A 20317-nucleotide genomic window follows, 5' to 3' on the forward strand; every position below is an offset into this window, starting at 1 on the left:
TTTAAATGGCTTTACCATTTTTGAGGTCATAACACTGGCAGATGGCCTGCCAGGCTTCCTCAGGAGTATCAACCACGGTAAACAAATCAAGATCGGTTTGTTCGATCGTTCCCTCGTCAACCATCAGTTCAAAATCAATCAATTGAGACCAGAACGCTTTACCTACCAATACGATAGGCACCGGTTCTGACTTCTTCGTTTGCACTAATGTCAGTGTTTCAAACAGTTCGTCTAAGGTTCCAAAACCACCCGGAAAAGCGACTAATGCTCTGGCTCGCTGCACAAAGTGCATTTTACGAATCGCAAAATAATGAAACTGAAAGCAATAGTCCGGGGTGATATAAGGATTGGGCCGTTGTTCTTTAGGCAGCACGATATTTAAGCCAATACTCTCGCCCCCAGCATCCATTGCACCTCGATTTGCGGCTTCCATTACCCCTGGCCCGCCGCCGCTGACAATCATTAAGTTTTCATCGGGTCGCCGTAAACTATGTTCAGTGGCGATACGAGCAAAGTCTCGGGCTTGTTGATAGTAGTGACTATTCTTCAACGCTCGTTTAGCCCGTTTTAGCTGACCTTTTAGGCTATCATCGTGAGGCGCCTTGTTAAGTTCAGCCTCCGCAATTCTTAGATCATGTTCAGCTTGCTCCGGCGATAAAAAGCGGGCGCTACCAAAAACCACAATCGTCGCTTCTACGTTATGTTCTTCTAATACGATTTGAGGTTTTAAGTATTCCAGCTGCAAACGGACCGCACGCAAGTCATCCCGCAATAAAAAATCATCGTCAGCAAAGGCTAATTTATAAGACCCTTGGCCTTCTATTTTTGCTACGGCTGCATCAGACTCTTTAGCAGAAGTTAGCCGGCGCCGATGGAGTTCATCCTTTTCGGTCATATCTTCATCTCATGTTTAAGTTTTTTGTGAATTATGTCGATAGTGTAATCACAAACTAGCGTTTAAACGATGATAATTTTACTTGGCATTGCACGCTTTTATGTCACAATAACCCTGTAATCTATAAGGATAAAAGGCGTCTTAACTATGTTGTTAACTCAGAGAAAGGCACAAGCCTACCTCGAAGCATATAGTCGTGGCGAGCTGGCAGCCCATGAGGCGCCAGATTGGATGTCACCGCTATTTAACCTGCCCAAATCATCGACCGATATTTATGGCATTGCGGATAGTAGTATTGATTCGATTCGCAATATCGTCCGTTTTGGTCGCGAAGGGCTCACCTTTCAAGAACAGATAAACGGCATAGAAGCGGATGCAGAACAACTCGCAACGGCGGTTGAAGAAATGTCATCCTCCGCAACGCAGGTTGCTGCTTATGCAGAGCAAGTCTTAACGGCAGCGCAACAGTCTGCCAGCGATGCTGACGACGGCCTACAAAAACTTAAAACATTAGTGACTCATATGAGCGATGTTGAATCATCCATCGCTCAGGTAACGGAACACACACGCGCATTTGTCAGCCAAACTGAGCGCATTACCCACCTCACCAAAACTGTTAATGATATTGCCGACCAAACTAACTTGCTAGCACTTAATGCGGCGATTGAGGCGGCTAGAGCCGGTGAAGCCGGACGCGGCTTCTCTGTTGTCGCTGATGCTGTGCGAGAGCTGGCTAACCGCAGCTCGGAGGCCGCTACCGAAATTGATACTATTGTTAATGACGTGGTTAAAGGCGCTCGCGACATTGAGTCAGTTATCGAAACCAGTAATGATGCGTTAACCGAATCACGTGAGGATCGTTTGCAGGTCTGTGATATTTTAGAACGAGCGCGCGATTCCGCTGAGCAAAACCTATCAGCAACCACAGAGGTTTCAACGGCAACTCGCGAACAATCCAACGTTGCCAGTGACATGGCTAAACGCCTGCAACATGTTTCGGACTCAGTTAAAACAGCCAGCTTATCCTTTAATGATATTGCTAAAGTAATGCGTCACTTACGCGAGAATCAACTAGAAGAGCTACAATATCTCCCCGATGACGAGCCCGGGATGCTTCTACGATTGGCTAAGTCTGACCACATCGTTTGGGTGGATAAAGTCATCCGCTACGCCTTGTTTAGCCAAACATCACTGAGCGAAGCCGAGCTTAAAGACCACACCCAGTGCCGATTGGGTAAATTCCTCGACTCTGAGCGCGGGCAGTCACTTTTAGCGAATAAAGCCAGTTTTAATGAACTTTATAACGATATTCATCCTAAGGTACACCAGCTCGGTCGCAATATTTTTGCCAAAGCCAAACAAGGTGCTAGCCATGATCAGCTCGAACCCATGGTCGAAGAACTTATAGCGACCTCCGACCGCGTGGTTGGCTTACTCGACGAGTTCATTTCAGACTAGCGATTATTCACCCTGTAGCGTGAGCACCAACGTGCGCGAGCCGGCGTGATCGCGGTGTTCACAGCAATAAACGCCTTGCCAGGTTCCCATATTTAGCTGCCCGTTGGTTACCGGGATTGTCACACTACTGCCAAGTAGACTTGATTTTATATGGGCAGGCATATCATCGGGCCCCTCAAGCGTATGCTGATAATACGGCTGATTCTCCGGCACCATATGATTAAAATGACTTTCAAAATCAGCTCTCACCGTTGGGTCAGCATTTTCATTAATCGTTAATGACGCAGAGGTGTGCTTAATGAAAACATGCAGTATCCCACACTCAACCTGCGGCAGTTGTTGTAACGCCTTGTCGATATCTTGCGTAATCAAATGAAAGCCACGGCTTTTCGGTGTCAATTTTATTTCGGTTTGCTTATACACGATTGCCTCCTGCCTTATTGCTTTTTGCATGCGTCAGTGACACGCTTAAGCTTCTTAGCTTATCAAAGGTACAATTCTCATGCGCATGTTAATACCGCTGGTTTTGTTAGTGATATCTTTCAGCACGAACGCACAAAGCGATCTCAAAGCCGAACTGACGGAAACCATTGAAACGTTTTTATATGGTGCCAGCATCAATGATCCACAGGCACATGCCGAATTCTGGGCGGATGGTCTGACGTATACCAGTTCTCGCGGCACCCGCTACGGCAAAGACTCTCTGATGCAAGGTTTACAGGACGTTGAGCCGTATGACCCGGAGCAAGTCAATACCTGGTATGGCGCAGAAAATATTGAGGTTAAGTCGCTAACCGATGCGGTCATTGTCAACTTTACCCTGACTTCAGCCACTGACGGGACGGTCACTGATCGCTTTTACAATACCGGCGTATTTGTTAAACGCGACGGTCGCTGGCAAGCACTCAACTGGAATGCCACGGTTGCCAAAGATTAGCCTGGACGGTCGTATTGCATTGATACCATGCCGCGGGTCTCGCCGACTTCCCGAAAGCCGAGATCGCTGTATAGCCGGCGCGCCGGAATATTTTCAGGGTAGACATTTAGCGTGATGTAATCGACATCATCCTGAGCCAATGCCTGTTGCATAAGTTCAGTGACAAAGCGGCGGCCTAATCCCTGTCCACGGCAGGCCGCATTAACAATAAGGCAGGCGATATGACGAGCACCGGGTTGCTTCTGGTAACATTGCCCAAAGCCCTGCAGTTGCTGCTGATCATAAAAAGCAAACGTCGCGCGCTCATCGGCCTTTATTTGCATCCAGATGGTATCGACTTGGCTACCAAAAGCGATGTTATCACCGAACCAAAGTTTAAATTCATCGGCGTCAGCGGGCCAGGTTAATGCCGTTTGTAGATCGGCTTTCGTAGCGATTTTGATCACAGTTAAACCTATTGGTATGTTTTGAGCGTAAGTTAATCACAGCATAACGGAAAATAAAACGCAGCATGAGTGATTCTTTAGACCAGTCATTTAAAACACTTAAGCAAACCATCCCCTTATTGCTTAAGCATAAAATTCCGGCGATACCGACTAACTACGCGTTGTGGTACGCCTACGTTGAAAATCAAAATAATGAACTGCACGAAGAAATCGAACGTGCGTTAATAGAAGGGCGACCATTTTCTGATATTTACACCCAAGAGCTTTATCGCAAGCACGTTGCCGATAAAGAAGAGCTCAGTGCCTGGCAATTACGACAGAGCGTTGAGGCTATGCTTACCGAGTTTTCGCAAACGGTGCTTGATACGCAAAACAATACTGAGGGTTTCAAGGCCTCGATGGATACCTGCCTGGATGACTTAAACAAAGTCGAAAAAGAGGGCTGGTCTATGGACGAGGTAATGAAGCTTGTCCGCACCATGGTGAAAGAAACCCAACTTATTCGCAATTCAACATTAGATTTCGCAACGGCATTAAAAACGGCTGAAAAAGAGGTGTCGCAACTGAAAAGAGAACTTGAGAAGAGTCAAAAAGACGCTTTTTATGATGCTCTCACCGGGCTTTACAATCGACGCTATCTGGACAGCGAAATACAAGCTATAGACGAATCACAATCACCTTGTTTGATTATGATAGACGTTGATTACTTTAAAGAGATTAACGATAAATACGGACACCAAATGGGTGACCGAGTATTAAAAGCCATTGCCAAACGATTGCAGGAAAAATGTAAACCCAACGCTACGCCTTTTCGTTTTGGCGGCGAGGAGTTCGCTGTGCTCATGCGCGACACTTCTTTGGCAGAAGCTATTCACCAAGCTGAGGTTATTCGTCGCGCGCTAGAAAAAGTCACCGTCTATGACCGCCGGACTAATCGCAGCATTGACGGCGTTACCGCCTCATTTGGGGTAGCTAAACTCGATCACGGTATGCGTCGCAGTGATTTACTGGAAACAGCGGATCGCCGCCTGTATGAAGCCAAGCGGCTGGGTCGCAACCGCGTTATGCCGATGCAGGGCTAAGATCACCGTGTAAGAACTTACACACGAAAACAACTTTACCGTAACGCTCGAACGACCACTTAATGCATCGCTGCAGTGCTGCCATGACCTCATCGTAGTCGCCAAAAACTTGCGTACTTAGCGTATTGGTTATTATTTTTAACTGCTCAGACTTATTCAGCTCATCGATAAAGCCCTTTATGGGGCCAATATAGTCGTCCGCTAACGGGTACTTGCTAATTTCAACGGTCAGTTTCATGATAGTTGCTCCTTATGTTGCGACTGTTGCGACCTAAATTACCAGACCATTGATGCTAACACGAGGTTTCTGAATGACATCGGATGTTCGCTTGCGTATCGCTTTGCCGGTTATCATTTTAGCTCAGCTATTTGGCACCTCGTTGTGGTTTAGTATCAATGGCGTTTGGCTCAGCCTTTCATCTGAACAAGGATTTACCGAAGCAGATCTAGGTGCCTTTACGCTTGCCGTTCAGTTAGGGTTTATTATCGGCACCTTGTCATTAGCACTAACCGGTTTAGCTGACCGCTACAAAGCCAGCATGATTTTTTGCATTTCCAGTTTATTCGGCGCACTGGTAAACGCGCTATTTATCTTAGCCGTCGACCACTTCATGCTGGCCTGGTTACTACGATTACTTACGGGACTGTGCCTTGCGGGAATTTACCCCATGGGCATGAAGTTGGTTATATCCTGGGTGCCCAAATACGCGGGTTCAGCGTTATCCTGGTTGCTTGCTATGCTTACTTTAGGAACTGCGCTACCCCACTTAATGCGAGGCTTCACCTTGGGACTGGGCTGGCAAGCACCGCTATTCACCGCATCCGTTCTTGCGGTACTGGGCGGTATTACCGTCGGCGCTTTAGGTTGTGGCCCACATTTACCTGCAACAGCCAGGCGCGCAGCGTTAAGTCAGGGGTTATCCGCATTAAAAATTCCAAACTTCCGGTCGGTTGCCGGTGGATATTTTGGTCACTGTTGGGAGTTATATGCCTTTTGGATGTTAGTTCCACTGCTGGTAGTCAGGCCTGTAACCGAGTCTAACTGGTCACTCAGTAGTATTCCCTGGCTATCATTTGCCCTGATCGGTATCGGCGCTCTTGGTTGCCTGGCCGGAGGTTGGTTGAGTCGAGCAATTGGTGGCTTCGCTGTGGCCCGATTCGCGTTGATAAGCTCGGGATTGCTGTGCCTGATATACCCACTGCTCACGGTTTTGCCCCCCTTTGTACTTCTCGTCGTATTAATGTTGTGGGGTATAACAGTTATTGCTGACTCCCCCCAATTTTCGGCTTTGGCAGCACAAGTGGCACCAGCGGATAATGTTGGAAGTTCACTAGCCGTTATGAATGCCGTTGGTTTTGCGCTGACCGTTCCTGCTATCTGGTTGGTCAGCTATAGCTGGCCAGTGCTTAACGAATGGGTTAGCTGGTTATTATTGCCCGGCCCACTGCTGGGCCTATTGGCCATGTCCAAATTTGATAAAGAGAAACGCCATGACAACACGTAAACCTGAAGACAAACGCATTTATCAGCATGGTTTTACAACGATTACAGGTGTACTAATAGCGTTAGTTTTACTTATACTCATTGCCAAGTTTGGTTAGTGAGGATAGCAACGATGGGATTACAAGTAATAAAGCACCCGCTGGTGCAGCATAAACTAGGTTTAATGCGAAAATCGGGAATTTCGACTAAAAGCTTTCGTGAACTCTCTAACGAAATCGGCAGTCTATTAACCTATGAAGCCACCAGCGACTTTTTACTCGAAACCACGACTATTGATGGCTGGAGCGGGGAGACCATAGAAGTCGAACAGTTAAAAGGAAAAAAAGTGACGGTCGTGCCTATTTTAAGGGCAGGCATCGGCATGCTGGATGGCGTTCTCGACTTAATTCCGAGCGCTAAAGTTAGTGTGGTTGGACTCTATCGCAATGAAGAAACGCTGGAGCCGGTCAGTTATTTTGATAAGTTTGTTGGTAACTTAGAGGAGCGCATTTCTTTGGTTATTGATCCCATGTTGGCTACCGGCGGCAGCATGATAGCAACCCTGGATATGCTAAAAGCCAGAGGCTGTAAAGACGTCCGCGTACTGGTGTTAGTCGCGGCTCCCGAAGGCGTAGAAGCGGTTTTAGCGAAACACCCTGACGTGCGTATATTTACAGCTGCGCTGGACGAAAAGCTCAACGAAAACGGCTACATTATTCCCGGCTTAGGCGATGCCGGTGATAAGATATTTGGAACGCGTTAGCCAACACTATATGACAAGATGCGGGAAATATGGCTACGCGGTAGCCCTGTTTCCTGATGCCAATAGTTAATGGCCGCTTGAATTTGCATCAGTCCTTTTTTACTAGTTGGAGAAGCATCCAGTAAATTAAAATTACGCAGCACAGTCAATACATCACTAGAGCAAACGAATCCGTCCCAGCCCAGCAAACGCAATAGATACTGACCGGTATTACCGCCCAGGCGAGCACCGTTTTTCTTTAAGAACATCAATAACCCAACTTGGTCATCATGCGGCCAGTTAGCCAGAAATTGACCAAAACTGCCATAGTCTTCCTCAATTTCAACGATCATTCGCGCGTTGACGGGCACAGTCAAAATTTTCTGGTAATTACGTACAATACGCTCGTCTTGCGCCAGCTCTTCTAGTCGCTCCGGTGGCACTTGCTGCCAGTAAAGCGGCACAAAACCGCTGAAGGCTTCCTCAAACTGCGGCCACTTACGGTCGATAATCTGCCATACGAAGCCAGCCCGAAAAATACAGCGGGTCATTAACGAAAGGACTCTATCATCAGTAACCTTTGCTAGTTCTGTATCGCTTACTACCTCGGGTAACATGGCGTGCATTGCGGCTTCTCCGCCCTTGCGTTCGCAGGCTCGGTCATAAAACACCGAAAAGTTGATAATGTCAGTCATTCTGGTTTACTCCAGTCACTTTATAACGGGTACTTCGTCCGCCGCAGCCTGTTTTATACAAAAGACCTTGTGCAACCAGATCAGTTAAATGCCGGGTTGCGGTCGCTTTGCTAACCTTAACTACCGCTTTATACTGAGACGCGTTAATCCCGTCAGCAAAGTCACCGTCCAGTAGACGATTTATTACCTTCTTCTGATTCGCTTGTAAGTCTTTATTCGAATGGCGTGCCCAAAACTTAGTTTTGTTAGCAATACGTTCAATTCTTATCAATGCGCCATCCATAGCTTCAATTAGCGTTTCCGCGAACCATACCAGCCACGCTGTTATATCAGTGTCATGCTTTTGTGTGTATTCAAGTATGTCATAGTAACCAGAGCGGTTTGCTAAAATGGCCTCTGACATAGCAAACAAACGGATACTTTGATAATCAGTTTGAGCCAAAGCTCTGTCAGTCAGTGCGCGGGTGATGCGGCCATTACCATCTTCAAATGGGTGAATAGTAACGAACCAAAGATGGGCAATACCTGCTCGTATCAGTGGATCGTAAGCAGTATCGTGTTGTGTCGTATTAAACCATTTTAGAAATTGATCAAGTTCAACCTCGAGCGATTCCTTAGGAGGGGCCTCAAAGTGAATGGTTGGCCGTGTAATAGAGCCTGACACTATTTGCATAGGAGCATCGCCACGTAAAAGCCCAGGCTCTACTTTTTGCATCAGCGAGTCGTGATGCTCAAACAACCAACGATGCCACTTTAACAAAGTATCTAATGTCAGTGCTTCATCCAGCTCCGTAACGGCGGAACGCATCAAATTAGCGAGCCCTTCTGATGAATCATCGACTTTGACGGGTGAATTGTCGTGAATGCCTAGTTGTCGTGCTAACGAGGAACGCACTGCATACACATCCACCTTTTCGCTCTCAATGGCCGAGGATGCAACGATATTGGCAACTAATGCATCAAGACTAAATTCCTCATTATCTTCGACAAGGACTGACTTCCCCTTTAATTGACCTAAGCGGTTATAGGCGTCGCGTAGCAGTGGCGTTAGCGTATCTTGCTGCCACACTAGGTTAGGCCAATTTTTGTGCTGCCAAAGCCATTTTTCCATTGCTAACGTCACCTTGATTCTACTCAGAGTAAGCCGATTAAACGGCATAATCGGCTCATAGTATGAGCCGAATAATAATTCTATTCGGCTCACGATGCAAATTTAGGTAAAATACAATTAATAAATAGAGGAGTCCGACATGGCACAAGCGCACGCAGTACACATTTTGGTTAAAACCAAAGAAGAAGCTGAAGATTTAAAGAAGCAACTGGCTAGCGGTGCCAAGTTCGCAGACTTAGCGCGCAAGCATTCACTTTGCCCGTCGGGTAAAAAAGGCGGCGATTTGGGTGAGTTTCGCCGCGGTGAAATGGTGCCTGCGTTCGACAAAGTTGTATTTGGCAAGCCTACGCTGGAAGTACACGGCCCGGTAAAAACCGCGTTTGGCTGGCATTTAATTAAAACGCTGTCGCGCAGTTAGCACAGACTAAGCGCGCGCCAGAATTTTATCCAATTCGTTCGCAAAAGCCATGCGGTCACGCTGATGCAAAGGCGGCGGACCACCTGTGTGTTCGCCGCTACTACGCATGGTATCCATAAAGTCACGCATATTAAGACGTGAGCCAATATTACTTTTTGTAAAAAGCTCACCACGCGGGCTAAGCGCCTGTCCACCTTTTTTAATGACATCAGCAGCCAGCGGTATATCAGCTGTAATAACTAAATCACCCGGCTGGCACTGTTCGGCAATGGCATCATCGGCAACGTCAAATCCAGCTGACACTTGCATCGTCCGAATAAATTTAGACGGCGGTACCCGCAATGGCTGATTCGCGACTAATACTAAAGGCAGCTGCTTGCGTTCTGCCGCACGATACAAAATATCCTTTATAACCGTTGGGCAGGCATCGGCATCAACCCAAATTGTCATTGACTTCATGTGGTTACCATCTAAATTAAAGGCAAACGCTATAATAGCAGACAAGCCAACTAATGATTAAACAAACCGCGTTTGCCGATATTGCTGACTACATGGATCTGTTGCTCGACGCTATCTGCGTGGTCGATAAGAGCAATACCTTTCGCTATGTCAGCCCGGGTGCAAAAAGAGTCTTCGGTTATTCACCGCACGAAATGGTCGGCCGTTCTATGTTCGACTTTGTACACCCTGATGATAAAAATACAACCGGGCAGGTGGCAGAAAAAGTTAATACGGGTGATGAAGTACTGCACTTCGAAAACCGTTACATTCGAAAAGATGGTTCTACCGCGCATATTTTATGGTCCGCGCGCTGGTCAGATCGAGATCAAATGCGGGTGGGGGTCGCTCGCGATGTAACCAAACAAAAACAGCTGGAAGCCGAGCGTGAAGAACTGATCAAACGATTGGAGCAGATGGCGCTGACTGACGCCCTGACCGGTCTGCCAAACCGTGTTCTATTCTATGACCGGGTGAAGACAGCGACGGCCAGGGCACAACGAGATGGTGTCGAAATAGGCCTTTTGTACCTGGATTTAGATCATTTCAAACACATCAACGACACATACGGCCACGCTACCGGCGATAGTCTGCTTAAAGCCGCGGGAGAACGCATTCTGGGTGCAATTAGAGCCACGGACAGCGCCGCCCGAATAGGTGGCGACGAATTTGTGGTGCTGGTCGATGCCATAGATACTCCGAATGCGTTGTCAGCTGTCGCAGAGAAAATATGCCATGCCATGTCTAAGCCACTAAAGTTACCTCACGGAGAAGAACACATCACTGCCAGTATCGGAACGGCAAGATGGCCAGAAAACGGCTCGACTATTGAAGAATTACTACAGTATGCTGATCACGCGATGTATCGAGCCAAACGAAGCGCCGGCAACCGCGTTGCTACATAAGCAGCAACGCGGTTTAGTGACGCCTACGCGCCTTTTGTTTCGCTAATGTAGTCGTTAACGAACTGTTCCAGGATATTTAGCGGAACCGGACCACTGCCCAGCACTACGTCATGGAACTCGCGAATATCGAACTTATCACCTAATTCTGACTTCGCTTTTTCACGCAGTTCCAGAATTTTGTTCATACCAATTTTGTAGGCTGTTGCCTGACCTGGCATGACAATATGGCGCTCTACCATTTTAACGGCGTCAGATTTCGCATTTGGTGTATTTGTTACGTAAAAATCGATTCCTTCTTCACGCGTCCATTTTTTGTCATGGATGCCGGTATCAACCACCAGGCGGACCGCACGCCATAGCTCCATCGCTAAGCGACCAAAATCAGAGTACGGGTCTTTATATAGACCAATCTCTTTAGGTAGCTTCTCGGTGTATAAGCCCCAGCCCTCACTATAGGCAGTATAGCGACCGAAACGACGGAATTTCGGGATACCTTCAAGCTCCTGTTGAATCGCAATTTGCATATGATGCCCGGGAATGCCTTCGTGATAAGCGAGTGCTTCCATCTGGTATGTCGGCATCGCTTCCATGTCGTAAAGATTGGCGTAGTAAGTGCCCGGTCGCGTTCCATCCATTGACGGTTGTTGATAAAAGGCCTTACCCGCCGATTTCTCGCGGAACGGTTCTACCGCCTTCACGATAAGACCCGCTTTTGGCTTTTTGATAAACAACTCATCCAACCGCTCACGCATGTTATCGATATAGGCTGTCGCTTCATCCAGATAACGCTGACGACCCTCTTCCGTATTCGGATAGGTAAACTCGTCGTTATTTCGCATGTGCACGAAGAACTCTTGCAGCGTGCCTTCAAAGCCAACCTCTTTCATGATGGCGCGCATTTCATTGTGGATGCGCTCCATTTCGCTTAAGCCTATTTCGTGGATTTCTTCTGCTGTTAAGTCAGTCGTAGTCGTGCGTTGTAGCGCGTTATTATAGAATGCCTCACCGTCCGGGAACTTCCAGGCGCCGTCTCTGGTCGTGGCTTGTTCAGCAATGCCCTCGACGGCAGTAATTAAGCCTTGGTAGGCCGGTTTAACTGATTCAAGCATAGCCTTCTCGGCCGCCGCTAACAGCTCTTCACGCTGGTTTTCTTCAAGCTCAAGCTGCTCGACTTTACTAGTAAAGTCGTCCCACAGTGCACTTGGCTCACCATCATCAAATGGCGCACCGGTAATAATATTTTTACTGTCACTAATGACGTATGGATAGACAAATTTGGGTGCCATGATGCCTTTTTCGGCTCGTAACTCCAGGTTTTCTGCAAGCTGTTCAAATAATCCCGGCAAGCCATTTAACCGCGCAATATAATCTTCGGCATCGTCGACACTCCCAATACCATGTTGGTTAATCAGCAACGATGCTACTCGCGAGTGCAGACCAAACATTTGATTAACCGGATAATTATGATGGCGCCATTTAAAGTCAGCGATATCATTTTCTAGACTCTGTTTCATCAGCATCCAGCTGATTTTGGTCTGCTCATTAAGCTTTGATTCGTCAATCGACTTAACTTGTTCCAGATGTTTTTTCTGTAAAGCCAGTTCTTCCTGCTCAGCAGCCGGTGAAATATCGTCCCATTTATCCTGATCTTCCTTGATACCCAAATAAGACTGATACATCGGGCTGCGCATGACATTTTCCATAAAAATGTCTTCAAACAGCTGATTGGCTTTTTCAGATTCTGTTTGCTGTGTTTCCTGCTGAGCCGTTTCCGCCGCCGCAGTTTGCTGTTCCGCGGTTGTCGACGTCGCTTCTTGCTTCGATGCCTCAGAGCACGCGGCGGTCATCAGCACCAATGATACCGCCAGTGCAATTCGTTTATATTCGAACATAGTTTAATCTCCTGTCAGTTTGTAAACTTGATAACGGTTACGCTACGCAATGTCAACGCATGGACGACCGCAGGGGCAATTGTTAAGGCGGGTGGTTCGCTTTGGTTAGAATACAGGCAACGACTGAGCCGCCTTTCATTGAAGCCGATGCTCACGACATGCCTCAATTTTCTTAATCGATAGCATAGCGCCAATTATCGGCTCTCTATCCTATCGAAAATAACAACCCGTAAAAAAAGAGTGTGTAAATTTTGTGGCAACACAACACGGGTCATAGCGTTTACTACTCGCATTATCGAAAGCAAATACTCCCGCCAACCAGAACTGTGTAACTTGTTAAAAATACGTGATGTATCCGTAAGCAGTATCCAAGACCTAATAGGTATAGCAATTACCCGATAATAAACCTAAAAGTGGGAAAAAATAATGCAACGACTGAATAGTATCACCCTAGGCATATTGCTCACCTGTTCAATGCCGTTTTGCGTGCAGGCACAACAAGAAGTCACTCAAGAGTCTGACGCCCAGGAACAAAGTGAAAACAACGAAAAAGTAGCAACAGAAAGCGGTTTAGAAGTCATCTCGGTAACCGCGACCAAGCGAAAAACCAAATTAATGGAAACGCCCGTCGCGATTTCAGCGCTGAGCGAGGAAGTGCTGAGGCAGAACGGTGTTAACAACATAAAAGATATCGCCGATTTAGTACCCGGTCTGGATATTTCCACGGCCACCGATCAGTCAGCCCCCGTCATCTCGATGCGCGGTGTGCGCTCCACGAACATTACCGAATTAGGCGATCCGGCGGTCGGTATCCACCTTGACGGCGTTTACTCTCCGCGCATGCAAGGGGCACTGGCACTGATGTATGACGTTAGCCGCATCGAAGCACTGCGGGGGCCGCAAGGTACGCTGTTTGGACGTAACTCAACGGTCGGCAGCATTAACGTTATTTCCGCGAAGCCGGAATTTGGCGAGGTATTTGGCCGCGTCAGTACAGAACTGGGGCGATTTAATGCACGCAGTGTTGAAGGTTTCGTCAACATCCCGGTCAACAGCGAGTTTGCCATCCGTTTCTCCGGTAAAGGACTCAAACGTGACTCTTATCTGGAAGGCTACTGGGATCCAAACCAGTATGATCTCCGCCGTTTGTCGGATGATGTCATCAATGCCGAAGTGATTGCCGAAGATGCTTATTCCGGCGTTGGTTCAACCATCACTCAGCTGGACAACTGGTGGATTGATGGCGCGGGTACCGACCCTGAGCGACAGCGCATTAGAGCCCTGACACCTGCTGATGAGGGCGATTTCTATAACAACGCGAACGAGTACTCCTATCGCATCAGCGCGCTTTGGGAACCGCTCGACAGTAATTTCTCTAACCACACGGTTTTTCAACAATACATCAATGATAGCGGCAACAATGTTGACCTCGTTAACTGTGAAAAACTGGCCGGTCGATCCGCAGAATACGGCGGTGACTGCTCAACCTTTTTACCCAGCGATAATACCTACCAGGCGGTGGTCAATGTCCCCGGCGAACTCAACTTAGACATTACCTATCTGCGTAACACGTTTAATTACACCTTTGATAACGACATGAGTCTGGTCTGGTTAGTGGGTTATGAAGACATGGAGCGTTCTTCAGCCCAGGACAGTGAGGTATCACTGGACCCCTGGGACGGGGCCACTTACTTCCTCGACGGTACCGGCGCTGAGTCTTACTCTACCGAAGTACAACTGCAGTCTAACGATTACGGTGACTTAGTCTGGATAGCGGGACTGAACTACTTCCATGAGCAAACGACCACCTATGGTTACTATGACAACCCGATGGACGACAAATCATTCTGGGATCAGCCGGATCGTTCTACTGACGCTTACGCGTTGTTTGGTCAGGCCACTTACAACATTACCCCCAAACTGCACTTAACTATGGGCTATCGGTTCAGTGACGAAACCAAAGAAGATAAGGGCGGACGAACCTACCGCTGTTCCAATGCCGATGGTTGCGCACCGGGTTGGCTCAACCGCACCGCACTCAACGACCTACCCGTTGACTACTTTGAAGATCCATCGATTTACGCTTCCTATTTTGCCAATGACAATAAAGGCAGTTGGACCCGTAATGACTTCCGTGTCGGGCTCGATTATGACCTGACGGATGCGACCATGGTGTACAGTTATGTCGCCTCAGGGTTCAAAGCCGGCGGTATTGGTGATGTGTACGAAGTGGTCAACGACCGAACCGGTGACACTACGCGCTTTGAAACCCAGTTCGACCCGGAAGAAGTGCTAACCTGGGAGGTCGGTGCTAAATCCAGCCTGTTGGATAACTCGTTAAACGTGCAGGCGGTGTTCTTCTATACCGATTACACCGATATGCAGTATGCATCGGTTGGCTCTATTGGTAATGTCGAACGGTTATCACCGGTTGAAGGTGAGGACGGCTCACCGATTTTGGACGAAAATGGCGACCCGATTCTCGATTATCAAAACCAGCCGGTCATTGCTTACTACACGCAAAATGTTCCCGGCTCGACCATTAAGGGTATCGAATTTGAGTTCGACTGGAAGCCCTACGAAAACGGTCGCATAAACGGTTATGTTACCTGGACCGATGCGACGATCACCGAAGATTGGATTACCAAGTGGGATTATGATCCTGAGTACTTGTTTGACCTGTCTTATGAGGAGTCCGTCGATCCGACCAATACCGTCCTCACCACCAATCTAAAAGGCAATAACCTGGCGATGACGCCGGAATACACGGCCAATTTGAGCTACACCCATACCATTAACCTGGACGCCTATGGCTACCTCCATGGCTGGTTTAACGTCAGCTGGAAAGACGAGTCCTACTCGACCATCTGGAATGTCGACAAACATTTGGACGACATGGATTTCGCTATCCCTGACGAAGCCGTGGCGTACATGGACGACAGTCGCGACGCCTTTGCCGTGGTCAACGCCTCGTTAAAGTATGAGCCACAAAACCAAAACTGGTTTGCTGAGATCTTCATCAATAATGCCACCGATGAGATCGTTCAGTACTGGAACAACACCACCAAAGGCTTTGCCAAAGGCAGCTTCGGTATGCCGAGATACTATGGCATCCGCGCCGGTTTTACGTTCTAAAAGCTCACCACAACAACCTGCAGTCGCTATAGCAAAGTGACTGCAGGCCATTGCTAACATCACACGTAATCACGCTATCAGCCGAAATACCCACGAGGAGAGCCTACATGCTGAAACGTAAATTCTATAAGTCATCAATACCGGCATTGATGACTATGGGTTTAATGAGTTTAAGCAGCCCAGCGTCAGCTCAGCAAGTCGATTGGTCTTTAGACGAACAACCCCAGATTTATAACCAAGATGTTGAACAACAAGTGCAAGAACTTCTGGCAACCATGACAATTGAACAGAAAGTTGCACAGATGATCCAGCCGGAAATTGGCTACCTGAGTGTGGAACAAATGCGGAAATATGGCTTTGGCTCCTACCTTAACGGCGGCAATACGGCACCTTACGGCATGAAGCAGGCCGATAGAAATACCTGGTTACGCTACGCCGACGAAATGTATGAGGCCTCAATCGATGATGCCCAGGACGGCAGCTCGATACCCACCCTTTGGGGAACCGATGCCATGCACGGTCACAGCAACGTGTTCGGCGCAACCTTGTTCCCGCACAATATCGGGTTAGGCGCAGCCCGCAATCCTGAACTGGTAAAAAAAATTGGCGAGGCGACCGCAAAGGAAGTCGCCGCCACCGGTATTGAGTGGAGTTTTTCACCGACCGTTGCGGTAGCAAGAGATGATCGCTGGGGGCGGGCTTACGAAAGCTACTCAGAAGATCCTGAAATTGTACGCCAATATGCCGCAGCGGTGGTTGAAGGCATCCAGGGTGCCGTCGGCGAAGGTTTTTTAAAGGACCATCATCGCATTGCAACAGCAAAACACTTTATTGGCGATGGCGGCACCACCCGCGGTATCGACCGTGGCGATACCCGCGTTGATGAATCCACATTGCGTGAAATACATGGAGCCGGCTACGTTTCCGCGCTGGAAGCCGGCGTGCAGTCGGTAATGGCGTCTTTTAACAGCTGGAATGGTACCCGCGTTCATGGACATAACTACTTGTTAACTGACGTATTAAAAGAGCAAATGGAGTTTGACGGCTTTGTCATCAGTGACTGGAACGCGCATAAGTTTGTTGATGGCTGTGACCTTGAACAATGCGCGGCGGCCATCAATGCCGGAATTGATGTGCTGATGGCACCAGAACACTTTGAAGCGCTCTATCATAATACCGTTGCTCAGGTAAAATCCGGCGTTATTCCACAAGCACGCATCGACGATGCCGTAACACGAATTTTGCGTGTAAAAGTTCGCTGGGGGCTGTTTGATCGTGACAAGCCATCGCGTCGCCCGGAAACTCAGCACGCCGAATGGTTCAATGCAAAGCAACACAGGGAATTAGCCGCGCAGGCCGTACGCGAATCGCTGGTTTTGTTAAAGAACAACGATCAGGTGCTGCCCCTCTCCCCGAAAGCAAATATTTTAGTTGCCGGGCAGGGAGCAAACACTATCGCGATGCAAGCCGGCGGATGGAGTGTCTCCTGGCAGGGCACCGATAACACCAATGCCGATTTTCCGAACGCCACCTCAATTTACCGGGGCATCGAGCAGCAAGTGGTTGCTGCGGGTGGTACCGTCACGCTCAGTGAAACCGGAGAATTCGATACCCGGCCGGATGCGGCCATCGTGGTATTCGGTGAGCAACCCTATGCCGAGTGGTTCGGCGATATTCAGTCTTTAGATTTTGGTCAGGTGGACAGCGAAAGCTACGCACTGCTCAAACGACTCAGCGACCAGGGTATCCCGACCGTTTCCGTCTTCTTGAGCGGCCGCCCTCTGTGGGTCAATAAAGAGCTCAATGTATCCGATGCGTTTGTCGCTGCCTGGCTGCCCGGCTCAGAGGGACAAGGCGTCGCCGATGTCATTCTGCGGGATGCCAATGGCGCTATCCAGCACGACTTTACCGGTAAACTCAGTTTTTCATGGCCGAAGTTCGACGACCAATTTACCTTGAACCGTTATGACAATGACTACGATCCGCTGTTTCCCTACGGCTATGGACTGACGTATCAGGATAACCAGCACGTTGACACACTGCATGAGGAAAAACGCCTCAAAGACAGCCAATCAGCCGAACCGGGCAGCGTACCGTTGTTCGTAAGAAACCTCGCGGACGGCTGGTATTGGGGATTTGCTGAAGCCAATGGCAACCTTAGCCCGATCGTCGGTCCTTCCGGTGCCAACGCGGATGAACACTCGGTTACGATGCAGTCAGTCAATCTGGCTTATCAGGAAGACGGCCGACGTTTTGTTTGGCATGAGGCAGAGAGCGGTGTTGCCGCCATATTGGCAAGCGAGGATCCCATCGAATCGTTTGCGCATCGCGACGCGCGTTTTCTGCAGGCAACTGTTCGTTTCAGCGATAACCTGAGTGGCCCGGTCAGCGTCGGCGTGCTGTGCCATGAAAAGCAGTGTTCCAATGAAGTCCAGTTAAGTGAGTCGACGCCAGAGTTGAAACGCGGGGATTGGAATACGCTGGCTATCGAGGCGGGCTGTGAGAATAACGAAGTAAGTCAGGGCGCCTCCATTATGCTAAGCGTCAGTAGCCCGGCAAAAACCAGTCTGTCGATTGCAGACGTCGCACTGGTCAGTGAACCGAGCGAACAAGCCTTGACCGTTTCCTGCAACTAACGCAATGATGCTGTGGGTAGAGCGTTCTCTGCCCACAACGGAAGGTGTTGAGTGAGTCGGTAATGCCAAAATTAGTTGAACGATTGCGGTTATTTTGGTTCTGTCAGGTCTGCGGCTGGTCTATCTATGCGCTGCTGACAGAGCTTTTGATCAAACTACCAAGCGATGAGCCCTGGCAGATCCATGTGCCACACCTGCTGCTTGATGTCTGCTCCGGCTTTCTCATCACCATGGCTTTGCACTCGTTTTATAAGCGGGCGAAGCGCGTCGACCGTTATACCGTGGCGGCTCACATTGTCTTGATCATCAGCGCATCGCTCGTTTGGACACAATTTCAATGGTATGCGTTGCAGGCGTTGTATGGCGGAACATGGGATCCCATGTCATGGTTCGACTTTGGTACCTGGACCAGCGCGTCATTAACCATGCTGTCCGCCTGGACCGCCGTGTATTATGGGATTAAAAGTTACCTCGATAACGTTGAGCAACGCGAAAAGGCGGAACGGGCAACCCATCTGGCCAAAGAAGCCCAGCTTAAAATGCTGAGGTATCAACTTAACCCGCACTTTATGTTCAACAGTATCAATGCGATATGCACGCTGATCCTCAAGCACGAGAACAACCGTGCGGTCGATATGTTAGAGCAACTGTGCGATTTCTTGCGTTACAGCTTATACACCGACCCGCTAAAGAAAATTCCTGTTGCCGAGGAAGCCGCGTTACTGAATACCTATCTGGAAATCGAAAAAAGTCGATTTCAGACAGCCCTGGATGTCTCGATCACGACCGACGCCGCGTGTGAGTCCACCTTAATCCCACCGCTGTTGATACAACCCTTGGTTGAGAATGTACTCAAACATGGCATGCTCGCCAATCAGACCATGGCGATTGCCGTGGATTTTAGAGCCAGCCAGGACAACGTACACATTCATGTCACTGATAATGGCAAAGGCTTTGCGCAACAATACGACTGCCAGCGGGGAATCGGACTGGAAAACTGTCAGCAACGTTTACAACTGACGTATCAGGACAGCGCCCGGCTAACCATGGGCAACCGACCAGAAGGCGGCGCCTGGGTCAGTATTGTGCTACCGCGAGAATTGCAGGGCAGCGCGTCATGAAAACATTGAATACCTTATTAGTCGATGACGAACTCAGCGCCCTCGAAGGACTCAAGCTGAGGCTGGACAGGATGGACGGCATTCACATTATTGATATGGTGACCAGCATCGACGAAGCGATTGAGTGCGTGAAGCGCGACGTTCCGGATTTAATTTTCCTGGATATCCAGATGCCGGGGAAAGGCGGCTTTGATTTGCTCAAGCAGTTTCAGCCGGAACAGCACCCTGCGATTGTGTTCGTTACCGCCTTTCATCAATACGCCGTGCGGGCATTTGAAGTCGAAGCCGTGGATTATTTGCTAAAACCCGTACGCCAGAGCCGCTTAATTGAGGCTGTTGAACGAGTCCGAGCGCGGCGCCCCGATCCGCTGTATAAGCAACAACTGCTCACGGCTTCCGCTGCCCTCGAAAGTAAGGATCAAGCAGGAGCAACGCCCTCTTCCAGTTATCGCGTCGAGCGCGAAAAGCTCATTATCACAGACGGACGTAACTCAGGGCAACTAGTACCTTTCAGCGAGATCGTGTGGATCGATGCCGCCGGCGATTACATGTGCATCCATACACACAACGAAACCTATGTGATGAGAGCCCGGCTTAAGCATCTGGTCGACACCATACTGCCCCCGGAGTTTGTGCGCATTCATAAATCGACCGCCGTGAATATTCGCTATATCCAGCACATCGAAGCACTTCGAAACTCGGAATACCGCATCGAACTGACCAATGAGAAGGCTCTTAAGGTGAGCCGAACGTACAGTGCCGCTCTTAAAACTCGCTTGTTTTCCGCGCAAAAAAAGTAAATATATCAGCTACATATTTCCAATTCATGATATAACTAGTCAGCGGGGAAGTAGTAAACTCGG

The 20317-nt window shown here is 48.7% G+C and carries 19 protein-coding genes; 11 read left to right on the forward strand and 8 right to left on the reverse strand.

Annotation, left to right across the window (positions count from 1 at the left end; all coding sequences use genetic code 11):
• Position 1 precedes the first annotated feature (1 nt).
• Positions 2–895 (reverse strand): TIGR00730 family Rossman fold protein, encoded by an 894-nt coding sequence (locus KZ771_RS09735; protein WP_290653129.1) that lies wholly within the window; start codon positions 893–895, stop codon positions 2–4.
• 147 nt (positions 896–1042) lie between these two features.
• Here KZ771_RS09735 and KZ771_RS09740 point away from each other — a divergent pair, with 147 nt between their 5' ends.
• Entirely contained in the window at positions 1043–2353 is a 1311-nt protein-coding gene (locus KZ771_RS09740; RefSeq protein ID WP_290653131.1) for a methyl-accepting chemotaxis protein, read from the forward strand.
• 3 nt (positions 2354–2356) lie between these two features.
• Here KZ771_RS09740 and KZ771_RS09745 read toward each other — a convergent pair whose 3' ends face one another.
• Complete coding sequence (locus tag KZ771_RS09745; RefSeq protein WP_290654833.1) at positions 2357–2779, reverse strand: secondary thiamine-phosphate synthase enzyme YjbQ; 423 nt, start codon at positions 2777–2779, stop codon at positions 2357–2359.
• A gap of 76 nt (positions 2780–2855) precedes the next feature.
• Here KZ771_RS09745 and KZ771_RS09750 point away from each other — a divergent pair, with 76 nt between their 5' ends.
• Positions 2856–3290 carry a nuclear transport factor 2 family protein gene (locus KZ771_RS09750; protein ID WP_133539484.1) on the forward strand — a complete coding sequence of 145 codons (435 nt, stop codon included), beginning with the start codon at positions 2856–2858 and terminating at the stop codon, positions 3288–3290.
• On the opposite strand, the gene KZ771_RS09755 is transcribed toward KZ771_RS09750, so the two are convergent.
• The gene (locus KZ771_RS09755) at positions 3287–3736 is read right to left on the reverse strand and encodes an N-acetyltransferase (RefSeq protein ID WP_290653134.1); all 450 of its coding nucleotides are present in this window, start codon (positions 3734–3736) and stop codon (positions 3287–3289) included. The genes KZ771_RS09750 and KZ771_RS09755 overlap by 4 nt on opposite strands.
• Before the next feature lie 65 nt (positions 3737–3801).
• On the opposite strand from KZ771_RS09755, the gene KZ771_RS09760 reads away from it, so the two are divergent.
• Complete coding sequence (locus tag KZ771_RS09760; RefSeq protein WP_290653136.1) at positions 3802–4818, forward strand: GGDEF domain-containing protein; 1017 nt, start codon at positions 3802–3804, stop codon at positions 4816–4818.
• Here KZ771_RS09760 and KZ771_RS09765 read toward each other — a convergent pair.
• Positions 4799–5056 (reverse strand): YkoF family thiamine/hydroxymethylpyrimidine-binding protein, encoded by a 258-nt coding sequence (locus tag KZ771_RS09765; protein WP_133539487.1) that lies wholly within the window; start codon positions 5054–5056, stop codon positions 4799–4801. The two genes, KZ771_RS09760 and KZ771_RS09765, sit on opposite strands and share 20 nt — an antisense overlap.
• A gap of 73 nt (positions 5057–5129) precedes the next feature.
• On the opposite strand from KZ771_RS09765, the gene KZ771_RS09770 reads away from it, so the two are divergent.
• Positions 5130–6323 (forward strand): MFS transporter, encoded by a 1194-nt coding sequence (locus KZ771_RS09770; RefSeq protein WP_290653138.1) that lies wholly within the window; start codon positions 5130–5132, stop codon positions 6321–6323.
• A gap of 111 nt (positions 6324–6434) precedes the next feature.
• Positions 6435–7064, forward strand: coding sequence for a uracil phosphoribosyltransferase (gene upp, locus KZ771_RS09775; RefSeq protein WP_290570910.1), 630 nt, complete (start codon positions 6435–6437; stop codon positions 7062–7064).
• Here upp and KZ771_RS09780 read toward each other — a convergent pair.
• Together KZ771_RS09780 and KZ771_RS09785 are read right to left on the reverse strand one after the other, a co-directional pair.
• Positions 7061–7738 (reverse strand): DNA-3-methyladenine glycosylase I, encoded by a 678-nt coding sequence (locus KZ771_RS09780; RefSeq protein WP_290653140.1) that lies wholly within the window; start codon positions 7736–7738, stop codon positions 7061–7063. The genes upp and KZ771_RS09780 overlap by 4 nt on opposite strands.
• On the reverse strand, positions 7731–8849 hold the full coding sequence (locus tag KZ771_RS09785) for a Fic family protein (protein WP_290653142.1): 1119 nt from the start codon (positions 8847–8849) through the stop codon (positions 7731–7733). The genes KZ771_RS09780 and KZ771_RS09785 overlap by 8 nt, the downstream gene beginning before the upstream one ends.
• Before the next feature lie 139 nt (positions 8850–8988).
• Here KZ771_RS09785 and KZ771_RS09790 point away from each other — a divergent pair, with 139 nt between their 5' ends.
• Positions 8989–9267: a peptidylprolyl isomerase gene (locus tag KZ771_RS09790; RefSeq protein ID WP_290570916.1), complete on the forward strand. Its 279-nt coding sequence runs from the start codon at positions 8989–8991 to the stop codon at positions 9265–9267.
• Between the two features lie 6 nt (positions 9268–9273).
• Here KZ771_RS09790 and KZ771_RS09795 read toward each other — a convergent pair whose 3' ends face one another.
• Positions 9274–9717, reverse strand: a complete 444-nt coding sequence (locus tag KZ771_RS09795) for a YaiI/YqxD family protein (protein ID WP_133539503.1) — start codon at positions 9715–9717, stop codon at positions 9274–9276.
• A gap of 62 nt (positions 9718–9779) precedes the next feature.
• On the opposite strand from KZ771_RS09795, the gene KZ771_RS09800 reads away from it, so the two are divergent.
• Positions 9780–10670, forward strand: coding sequence for a sensor domain-containing diguanylate cyclase (locus tag KZ771_RS09800; protein WP_290653144.1), 891 nt, complete (start codon positions 9780–9782; stop codon positions 10668–10670).
• Between the two features lie 23 nt (positions 10671–10693).
• Here the strand turns inward: KZ771_RS09800 and KZ771_RS09805 are convergent, their stop codons facing one another.
• Positions 10694–12562 (reverse strand): DUF885 domain-containing protein, encoded by a 1869-nt coding sequence (locus KZ771_RS09805; RefSeq protein ID WP_290653146.1) that lies wholly within the window; start codon positions 12560–12562, stop codon positions 10694–10696.
• A 426-nt stretch (positions 12563–12988) separates the two neighbouring features.
• Here KZ771_RS09805 and KZ771_RS09810 point away from each other — a divergent pair, with 426 nt between their 5' ends.
• The 4 genes from KZ771_RS09810 (at position 12989) to KZ771_RS09825 (ending at position 20254) form a co-directional block, all read left to right on the forward strand.
• The gene (locus tag KZ771_RS09810; RefSeq protein ID WP_290653148.1) at positions 12989–15697 is read left to right on the forward strand and encodes a TonB-dependent receptor; all 2709 of its coding nucleotides are present in this window, start codon (positions 12989–12991) and stop codon (positions 15695–15697) included.
• 107 nt (positions 15698–15804) lie between these two features.
• Positions 15805–18333 carry a glycoside hydrolase family 3 protein gene (locus KZ771_RS09815; protein ID WP_290653150.1) on the forward strand — a complete coding sequence of 843 codons (2529 nt, stop codon included), beginning with the start codon at positions 15805–15807 and terminating at the stop codon, positions 18331–18333.
• 62 nt (positions 18334–18395) lie between these two features.
• A complete protein-coding gene (locus KZ771_RS09820; protein ID WP_290653152.1) occupies positions 18396–19454 on the forward strand; it encodes a histidine kinase in 1059 nt (352 codons plus the stop codon).
• A complete protein-coding gene (locus KZ771_RS09825) occupies positions 19451–20254 on the forward strand; it encodes a LytTR family DNA-binding domain-containing protein (protein WP_290653154.1) in 804 nt (267 codons plus the stop codon). Before KZ771_RS09820 ends, KZ771_RS09825 begins: the two co-directional genes overlap by 4 nt.
• Positions 20255–20317 lie beyond the last annotated feature (63 nt).

Origin of the sequence: Idiomarina sp. (assembly GCF_019431395.1) — a bacterium.
Taxonomy (GTDB): Bacteria; Pseudomonadota; Gammaproteobacteria; order Enterobacterales; family Alteromonadaceae; genus Idiomarina.